This window comes from Vibrio gelatinilyticus (genome assembly GCF_022836845.1).
Taxonomy (GTDB): Bacteria; Pseudomonadota; Gammaproteobacteria; order Enterobacterales; family Vibrionaceae; genus Vibrio; species Vibrio gelatinilyticus.
Map to the genome: position 1 here is coordinate 1 of NZ_JAJNNZ010000033.1, position 7433 is coordinate 7433.

Annotated in this window: 7 protein-coding genes; 1 reads left to right on the forward strand and 6 read right to left on the reverse strand. The window is 44.1% G+C overall.

Annotated features, from left to right (window positions below; genetic code table 11):
• Positions 1 to 36: 36 nt before the first annotated feature.
• Complete coding sequence (locus LNL84_RS19445; protein WP_244359508.1) at positions 37 to 732, reverse strand: oxidative stress defense protein; 696 nt, start codon at positions 730 to 732, stop codon at positions 37 to 39.
• Positions 733 to 827: 95 nt separating this feature from the next.
• A complete protein-coding gene (locus tag LNL84_RS19450; protein WP_244359510.1) occupies positions 828 to 1724 on the reverse strand; it encodes a LysR family transcriptional regulator ArgP in 897 nt (298 codons plus the stop codon).
• A gap of 108 nt (positions 1725 to 1832) precedes the next feature.
• Between LNL84_RS19450 and LNL84_RS19455 the strand changes: the two genes are divergently transcribed.
• Positions 1833 to 2456, forward strand: coding sequence for a LysE/ArgO family amino acid transporter (locus LNL84_RS19455; RefSeq protein ID WP_244359512.1), 624 nt, complete (start codon positions 1833 to 1835; stop codon positions 2454 to 2456).
• Between the two features lie 73 nt (positions 2457 to 2529).
• On the opposite strand, the gene mscS is transcribed toward LNL84_RS19455, so the two are convergent.
• The 4 genes from mscS to epd all read right to left on the reverse strand — a co-directional run bounded on the left by mscS (position 2530) and on the right by epd (position 7221).
• A complete protein-coding gene (gene mscS, locus LNL84_RS19460; protein ID WP_244359514.1) occupies positions 2530 to 3396 on the reverse strand; it encodes a small-conductance mechanosensitive channel MscS in 867 nt (288 codons plus the stop codon).
• Positions 3397 to 3668: 272 nt separating this feature from the next.
• Positions 3669 to 4745, reverse strand: coding sequence for a class II fructose-bisphosphate aldolase (gene fbaA, locus LNL84_RS19465; RefSeq protein WP_244359516.1), 1077 nt, complete (start codon positions 4743 to 4745; stop codon positions 3669 to 3671).
• A gap of 134 nt (positions 4746 to 4879) precedes the next feature.
• Complete coding sequence (locus LNL84_RS19470) at positions 4880 to 6043, reverse strand: phosphoglycerate kinase (protein WP_244359518.1); 1164 nt, start codon at positions 6041 to 6043, stop codon at positions 4880 to 4882.
• A 152-nt stretch (positions 6044 to 6195) separates the two neighbouring features.
• Positions 6196 to 7221 (reverse strand): erythrose-4-phosphate dehydrogenase, encoded by a 1026-nt coding sequence (gene epd, locus LNL84_RS19475; RefSeq protein WP_244359520.1) that lies wholly within the window; start codon positions 7219 to 7221, stop codon positions 6196 to 6198.
• Positions 7222 to 7433: the final 212 nt, after the last annotated feature.

A 7433-nucleotide genomic window follows, 5' to 3' on the forward strand; every position in this document is an offset into this window, starting at 1 on the left:
TTTCAATTGAGGGCTTTTTGTTAAGGTTTGTTCACCCTAATCGTTCATCTGATATATGACATCGACACGATCACGTATTACGATACTTGAATCTTGATAACCTTTTGATTCTGCTCGGCTGTCTATCGCCATATTACGCATAACCACGGGTTGAGAATGTGGTTGACGGTATTCAACTTTCCAAATCCTCTCAAGCTGCTGGTCAAATCCCATCGCCAAAGATATCGCTTTTGCTTTGGCATCTTCGATGGCTGCTTTACGAGCTAGTTGCTGATAGCGATCCTGCTCTTTGACTTTTAGACGAATGTAGTCCACTTGATTTATCCCCGACTGCATCGCCAAATCAAGAGTATCATTTAACTTCTCCAAGGCATGAACCTGCACGATGACACTGCGCGAGGCCCGGTATCCAGATAGCTCTGCCTGACCTTTTTCGGGGTAATTATATTGTGGGGAAAGATGTAGATTGGAGCTTTGGATATCCTCTCGATTTATTCCTCGCTTCACCAACTGCGCTAGAAACGCCTCAACGACTTTATCAACAGCTTGTTTTGCTTGCTCGGCACTCGACTCAGATTGCACTACTCTCACCGAGAATTCAGCCATATCAGGCGTTGCAATAGCCTCACCATAACCGGTAGTCACAATGTGGGGAAAATCAGGCACAGTGGCTAATGTCGGTGCCGCAGCTAAACACCAAGCCAGCGAGGTCATACAAAATGCATACTTCATTAGGAACTTCCTTTTGTTAACGCTCATACATTATCTTTAAGTCACTATAGTCGGCGATTAGTTCCTCGTGATCGGCTTTTCCTTAGAGGCTCGAATTATTGAGGCAAAAACTCTCTGGCATATTCAATAATCGCTTTAGAAACATCCCCTAGAACACCACTTTCCAACTGCCAATGGTGCCAGTAGATACGGTGTGATAACAGTATCGTGGGCGTGATTTCAATCAATCTTCCCTCTGCGAGTTCCTCTTCAATTTGCAAGCGAGGGATAAGACAATAGGCCACGCCTGATAACGCGAGTTTGACAAAGGCCTCAGAGCTGCGCACTGTGTGCTTTAAAATACGTTCCGGTGCAATATTAAAATGTTGATTGACGAATTTCTGATGCATTTTATCATGCTGGTCATAAGCGACCGCAGGCGCCTTCATCAACGTTTCTCGATTCACACCTTGCGAAAAATGGCGTTGAATAAATTCAGGGCTCGCAACACATAAATAGTCGACGCGCCCTAAGTAGTCTGCAACACAGCCTAGTATAGACTGAGACTCTAAGCTGATAGCACCAACGACTTCACCATTTTTGAGCTTCTCTATTGTTCGCCCTTCATCATCGACAATGAGGTTTAATCCTATTTTCTTGGTCTGTAGCAACTCGTGTAGGCTTGGAAGCAACCATGTCGCTAAGCTGTCAGCATTAGTGGCTAGCGAAACAGATAGCGGTTTGTCTCCCAACTCCGAAGCTAGCTCAGGAACCAACTCCTGCTCAAGTAGTCGTACGCGACGATACAATCCTAATAGCTTCTTACCGACCGCCGTCGGTCGTGGTGGCAGCCCTCTTACTAATACTGGCTGTGCTAGCCACTTTTCAAGTTGCTTTACTCTTTGAGATACAGCAGATTGAGAAATGTACAAATGTTCAGCCGCTTTTTCGAAGCTACCATGCTCAACAATTGCGTCTAGCGCCTCAACCCACTTGTAGTCTAGTCCTCGCATACCCACACCATTAGCAATACTTATATGTCATTAAAATTATTAACTTAACTAATCATAACTCAATCGCTATTCTCACGCTCTTATTTAGACGATTTAAAGGATAACGACGTGAATTTTTGGGTGCTTCTTCAAGGTTTTGGCTTAGGTGCAACAATGATCATTCCCATTGGCGCACAAAATGCCTATGTATTAAACCAAGGCATCAAACGTAATCACCATCTGACAACCGCAACGGTTTGCAGTCTGTTAGATATGACGTTCATCTCCCTTGGGATATTCGGGGGTGGCGCGATCTTATCGCAAAATGAACTGTTGCTTACTGCAGTGACACTAGGAGGGATTGCCTTCTTAATCGGTTACGGCTTGTTATCTCTTACAAGTGCATTTAAAAAACCTAGCGTAGAGGAATCATCCGGTGAAGTACTGGCACGAGGTAGGCGTACTGTCGTGCTGGGAGCCTTGGCTGTGACAGTGCTAAACCCTCACCTTTATCTCGACACCGTTGTGATTCTTGGTTCAATCGGGGGGCAGTTCGAAGGGGATGATAGAATTGCCTTTGCTGCTGGCACCGTACTAGCATCATTTGTCTGGTTCTATTCATTGTCTATGGGGGCCGCAAAACTCGGCCCAACGCTGTCTCAACCGAAGGTGAAAAAAGGCATTGATTTGGCCGTTGCCGCGATGATGTTTGCCATTGCAACAATGCTCATCAAAGGGCTCGTTGCATCGTAATACTCGCCCTAATCAGCATCATAAAAAAAGGTGAAGCTCAATACTTCACCTTTTTTTTGTAAACTGAATAGCACTACGCATCTGCTTTGTTTAAATGCACATCCATTTGTGGAAATGGTATTTCAATGCCTTCTTTATCTAGCTCTTCTTTGATGGCCTGGAGTGAATCGAAATAAACGGCCCAGTAATCTGAGGTTCTCACCCATGGGCGCACGACAAAATTAACAGAAGAGTCCGCTAACGCGATAACGCCAATGGTAATGTCAGGATCTTTTAAAATACGCTCATCGGCCTCTAATGTTCTGCGAATCACTTCTTGAGTCTTCTTAAGATCTGAGCCATAAGAAACGCCAATGACATGATCGATGCGACGAGTGGCATGACGTGAATAGTTCGTGATAGGAGATCCAATCACCGACGCGTTAGGCACCACTACCATTTTGTTGTCTGGGGTTGTCAAAACGGTTTGGAAGATTTGAATCGCTTCAACAGAGCCAGCAACGCCACCGATCTCTACATAATCTCCGGACTTGAATGGGCGGAAACCCACAATTAAGACTCCTGCTGCGAAGTTAGATAGAGAGCCTTGAAGTGCGAGACCAATCGCTAAACCAGCCGCACCGATTACAGCGACTACAGAAGCTGTCTGTACCCCGACTCGGCTAAGCGCTGCGATAAGCACAATGACAAATAGCGTGTAGCGTACGATACCATGGATAAACTCAACAACCGCTTTATCCATGTTCTTGCTTTTCAGAACCTTAGCGACGCTGTTTGCTACTGCCTTAACGACGATGTTACCAATAAATAGAATCAGCACCGCTGAAATAATATTGACACCATATTGAAGCAGCAAATCGGAGTTATTGGTTAACCATTGTTCTGCTTTCGACAATCCATCAACGAGCGGAGTTTCTAAGTCTAATGACTCACCAGCCATATTGCTTACCTCTTGAAGTAAAAAACGTCACACGGTCAATCTGAGCCAATAGCACAACACGACAATTATTAGTGCTTCTAGCAAAGACGCATCGCGAAATCATTTTAATTATGAATAACAACTTACATTACCTCACAAAATGTTACGCAATCATATGCTTTTACGCCAGTTTTTTCCTATTCATTACCACGTTTTTCAGCGCACATAAAAAAAGCCGCTCTAGTGAGCGGCTTATTAAACTGTCTATTAGTTAAATCTTATAAGATTTAAACTTATAGTACGTCGATAGCGTTTAGGTCAGCGAACGCTTTCTCTAAACGAGTTACCATAGAAGATTGACCTGCACGTAACCATACGCGTGGATCGTAGTACTTCTTGTTAGGAGCAGCTTCGCCAGTTGGGTTACCGATTTGACCTTGTAGGAAATCAAAGTTATCCGCTGAGTAAGTACGGATACCGTCCCAAGTTGCCCACTGTGTATCCGTATCGATGTTCATTTTGATAACACCGTAGCCGATAGACTCTTGGATTTCTGCTTCAGAAGAACCAGAACCACCGTGGAATACGAAGTTTAGAGCGTTAGGTGCGATACCGAACTTCTCTGCACAGTATGCTTGAGAATCACGTAGGATAGTTGGAGTCAGTACTACGTTACCCGCTTGGTAAACACCGTGTACGTTACCGAAAGAAGCCGCGATAGTGAAGCGTGGGCTAATCGCGTTCAGTTTCTCGTATGCGTATGCTACGTCTTCTGGAGAAGTGTATAGCTCAGATGCGTCCATGTGAGAGTTATCTACGCCGTCTTCTTCACCACCAGTACAACCTAGTTCGATTTCTAGAGTCATACCCATTTTCGCCATGCGAGCTAGGTACTGACCAGAAATTTCGATATTCTCTTCTAGAGACTCTTCAGACAGGTCAATCATGTGAGAAGAGAATAGTGGCTTACCCGTTTGAGCGAAGAACTCTTCACCTGCATCTAGAAGACCGTCGATCCATGGAAGTAATTTCTTAGCAGCGTGGTCAGTGTGAAGGATAACTGGAACACCGTAAGATTCAGCAACAGCGTGCACGTATTTTGCACCTGCAACTGCACCTAGGATTTGTGCACCTTGACCTTCAAGCTTAACGCCTTTACCAGCGAAGAAGCCAGCGCCACCGTTAGAGAACTGAACAACAACTGGAGCTTTCACTTTAGCTGCTGCTTCAAGAACACCGTTGATAGAGTCAGTGTTAACTACGTTTACCGCAGGAAGTGCAAATTTGTTCTCTTTTGCTACTTCAAATACTTTCTGTACGTCATCGCCAGAGATAACACCTGGTTTTACGAAGTCGAAGATCTTAGACATGGAATAAGTCCTATTTTCTGTCGTTTTAAATAAAAAATGGCAATCGTTTGCTCACAATGGGCGGCATTGTATCAAAGTTAATCACTCATTGCAGCATAGATAAGGGCGGACTAATAAGCCCGCTCTATAGGTAATTATGCTTTAGCACGCTCTTCTAGCATGGCAACAGCAGGAAGTACTTTACCTTCAACAAACTCAAGGAAAGCGCCACCACCAGTAGAAATATAAGATACGTCAGCTTTAATGCCAAACTTGTCGATAGCTGCAAGAGTGTCACCACCGCCCGCTACAGAGAAGCCAGCTGATTCAGCGATCGCTTTTGAAATACCCGCTGTACCTGCTTCAAAATTCTTGAATTCAAATACGCCTACTGGGCCATTCCAAAGAATCGTTTTCGCATTGCCGATGATTTCAGCTAGAGCAGCCGTTGATTCTGGACCAAGATCGAAAATCATATCGTCGTCTTGAACATCAGCCACGTTTTTGATTTCTGCTTCTGCGTTTTCATCAAATGCTTTTGCACACGCTACGTCAGTGGCAACCGGAATTGCACACTCTTTCATTAGCTTCTGCGCGGTTTCAACTAGGTCTGCTTCGTAAAGAGACTTACCTACGTTGTGGCCTTCAGCAGCGATGAATGTATTTGCAATACCACCGCCAACGACTAATTGGTCAGCGATTTTAGATAGAGACTCAAGAACGGTCAGTTTAGTTGATACTTTAGAACCACCAACAATCGCCACAAGCGGACGTGCTGGGTTATCCATTGCTTTACCGAGAGCTTCTAGCTCAGCCGCAAGAAGAGGACCAGCACATGCGATAGGTGCGTTCATGCCTACGCCGTGAGTAGATGCTTGAGCACGGTGAGCGGTACCGAATGCGTCCATGACGAAAACGTCACAAAGCGCTGCGTATTTTTTAGATAACTCTTCTTCGTTTTTCTTCTCGCCTTTGTTAAAGCGAACGTTCTCAAGAACGACTAGCTCACCAGCATTTAGCTCTAAGCCATTTAGGTAATCTTTTGCGAGTTTAACGTCGCAATCAAGTGCGTCGTTTAGGTAGTTAACAACAGGTTGTAGAGAGAACTCTTCAGCGTATTCGCCTTCAGTAGGACGACCAAGGTGAGAAGTCACCATAACTTTAGCACCCGCTTCTAGGCAAAGCTTGATGGTTGGTAGCGATGCTAGGATACGAGCATCTGAAGTTACTTTGCCTTCTTTTACAGGAACGTTCAGGTCAGCACGGATAAATACGCGTTTACCTGCTAGATCCAGGTCAGTCATCTTGATTACAGACATGTTTAGTCCTCTCAACTAAAAAATAAATAAAGTTTTTGAAAACCCGGCCTCTTGCCGAGTTTTTGAATTCATCAACTGCTTACTTATATTGGGCTCGTGAATATTAATTTCAAGCATCAAAATTAATATTTTACCCAAATGGCACCCTGATGCTACTGGGATGCCTGCATTGCTAAAGCAGTATCTAACATACGGTTAGCAAAACCCCACTCGTTATCACACCAAACCAACATTTTGACCAATCTACCATCACTAACACGAGTTTGAGTCCCGTCTACAATGGCACTGTGTGGATCGTGGTTAAAGTCTATCGAAACCAGTGGAGCTTCAGTATAGTCAACAATGCCGTCTAATGTACACCGAGATGCGTCAATAATGACTTGATTTACGTCATTAACTTTCACATTCGTATTTATAGTTACACTTAAATCCATAGCGGTGACGTTAATTGTCGGAACTCTGACAGAAATCGCTTCAAACTTGTTAGAAAATTTCGGGAATATCCGTTCAATTCCTTTATGAAGTTTTGTATCGACTGGAATGATGGAGTGACTGGCCGCTCGTGTTCGTCGCAGGTCACTATGGTAAGCATCGATGACCTGTTGATCATTCATGGCGGAATGAATCGTGGTAATGGTGCCAGAGTCTATTCCAAACGCATCATCAAGCGCTTTAATAATTGGAACAATGCAATTGGTGGTACATGAACCGTTCGACACGACTTTATGCTGCTGCGTAAGGGTTTCATGGTTAACACCAAAGATAATGGTATTGTCCATGTCGTGATCACCTGGATGTGAAAACAACACCTTTTTTGCGCCAGCATCAATATGTTGCTGACCATCCGCTCTGTTACCGAAGACGCCGGTACAATCTAGAACAATATCTACCTCTAAATCATGCCAAGGCAGCAAACTGATCTCTGCAAGGTGTAAGATACGCACCACATCTTTGTCACCGTTATGGTGGTGAATATAGAGGTGCTCTTGATCATGGGTGATCTTTTTGCCGAATCGACCATGGCTTGTATCATATTGTAATAGGTGCGCCATCGCATCGGGTTGGGCTAGCTCATTAACGGCCACAACTTGTATTTGATTATTTTTGTCGCTTTCATAAAGCGCTCTAAGTACATTTCGGCCAATGCGACCAAAGCCATTGATTGCCACTTTTAGCATCGCACTACATCCTTCGTTCACGTATTAGGTGTGCATATTAACCGATCAACATTGATTTCGCATTAACAGTTACGAGGCTCTTCAATTAACCATATACAGCTAATATCCGTTGCATCACTACTATTTACGAGAGTCATTTGACTGCTCAGTTTTCTTTACAGCGTAGGAGCTCTCATGTTGACACGCAAAGGTGGTTATTTTGAATAGCTATA